Origin of the sequence: Streptomyces sp. NPDC002130 (genome assembly GCF_040296465.1) — a bacterium.
In the GTDB taxonomy this organism is placed as follows: domain Bacteria; phylum Actinomycetota; class Actinomycetes; order Streptomycetales; family Streptomycetaceae; genus Streptomyces.
On the sequence record NZ_JBEOXI010000749.1, the window covers coordinates 1 to 1565 of the forward strand.

Annotated in this window: 2 protein-coding genes and 1 pseudogene; 2 read left to right on the forward strand and 1 reads right to left on the reverse strand. The window is 64.6% G+C overall.

All coding sequences use genetic code 11. From position 1 onward, the window contains the following. Position 1: 1 nt before the first annotated feature. Together ABT116_RS45110 and ABT116_RS45115 are read left to right on the forward strand one after the other, a co-directional pair. A complete protein-coding gene (locus ABT116_RS45110; RefSeq protein WP_351646842.1) occupies positions 2-172 on the forward strand; it encodes a nitroreductase family protein in 171 nt (56 codons plus the stop codon). A 3-nt stretch (positions 173-175) separates the two neighbouring features. Next, positions 176-736: an NUDIX hydrolase gene (locus tag ABT116_RS45115; RefSeq protein ID WP_298778190.1), complete on the forward strand. Its 561-nt coding sequence runs from the start codon at positions 176-178 to the stop codon at positions 734-736. On the opposite strand, the pseudogene ABT116_RS45120 reads toward ABT116_RS45115, so the two are convergent. Beyond that, positions 727-1440 (reverse strand): annotated as a pseudogene (locus ABT116_RS45120) (SGNH/GDSL hydrolase family protein); the annotation flags it as partial. The gene ABT116_RS45115 and the pseudogene ABT116_RS45120 overlap by 10 nt on opposite strands. Positions 1441-1565: the final 125 nt, after the last annotated feature.

Genomic DNA, 1565 nt, shown 5'->3' on the forward strand with positions numbered 1-1565 from the left:
TGTGGGAAGCTGCTGGATCGGCTCGACGATCTTCGCCGCCGACCTGGTGCGTCGACACCTCGATCTCCCGGCCGATTGGCAGCCACTCGGCGCGGTCGCAATCGGGCACCCACTCGAACCACTGACTCCGCGCACCGTCCCCGCCCCCGGGGACGCGTTGGTGGAGATGTAGGTCATGTCAGCCGAATCGCTGCACGCCTCGGCCAAGGGCGTCCTGGAGGGCTGGGTGACGCCCTCCGAAGCGGACGAGTCACTGCGGCACACGATGCTCGCGTTCCTCGATTCGGCTCCGGACGGCTGCCTTCGTCGCCACGCACCGGGACACATCACAGCGTCGTCTCTGGTTCTCGACGAGAGTGGCTGCCATGTCCTGCTGACGCTGCATCCCAAGGTGGGCCGGTGGATTCAGCTCGGCGGCCACTGCGAACCCGACGACGAGACGGTGGTCGATGCAGCATTACGGGAGGCTCGTGAGGAGTCCGGAATTCACGACGTTCGGATAGATGCGGACTTACTCTCCGCCCACACACATCCGATCACGTGCTCACTCGGAGTCCCGACCAGACATCTCGATCTACGGTTTCTCGTTGTGGCACCGGATAATTCGCATATCGTCCGGAGCGCAGAGTCCGCCGACCTCCGATGGTGGCCGGTGGACGCGCTCCCGCCGACTGCCGAACGCGAGACCATCGACCACCTGGTCGCGCTCGCACATCAACGCAAGAATCAGGACTGAATCGGGGACATTTCGGGTTGCTTGGCGCTTACGCCGTCCCCCGAGGACGTTCCCTTCACTCGCCGAGCTACCCACGGCACCAAGAACTCTCGTGCCCATTGACGATCCTCGCGACGAGTTTCGGCTTTCGTGAGAACCGGCGCCGGTCCCAGATCGGGCGGGATCAATCCGTGTTCGACACCGAGCACGTCGAGCACACGCGTCGCCATGTTCTCGTGCCCGGCGGGCGACATGTGCAGTCGATCCCAGTCCCACATCCGAAGGTCCTGATATTCGGAGAATCGCCAGAAGTCGACGAGGGTCGCACCATGGCGGTCCGCCACCTCACGAACGAGCTCGTTGTAGATCGCCAGACGTCCGCAGAGCTTGCCGAAGAAGGCGGACCATCCGGTGTCGTACGCGGTGAACATCAGAACCCGGGCGCCGGATTCAGTGAGCCGGCCGATTGCCGAATCGTAGCGGGCGACGACTGCATCGATGTCGAGCTTGGGACGCATCATGTCGTTTCCGCCGGCGTAGATGGTCACCAGATCGGGCTTCAGCGCCAGGGCGGGTTCCAACTGCTCGTCGATGATCGGTCCGAGTAGGCGACCACGAATCGCCAGGTTGGCGTAGCGGAACTCGGGATTGTTCACCGCCAGCTGCTCGGCCACTCGGTCTGCCCACCCGCGCAGACCGTTGGGGAATCGTTCGTCGGCGTCGCCGACGCCCTCGGTGACTCGTTCACCGAGGCATGGGCGGCGCGTGCTCCGTCTGCTCCGCGCTCGGCAGGACGCGGACGCTGATGCCGCTGGTGTCGGGGTAGAGCTGGAAGGTCAGCGACTGGTCC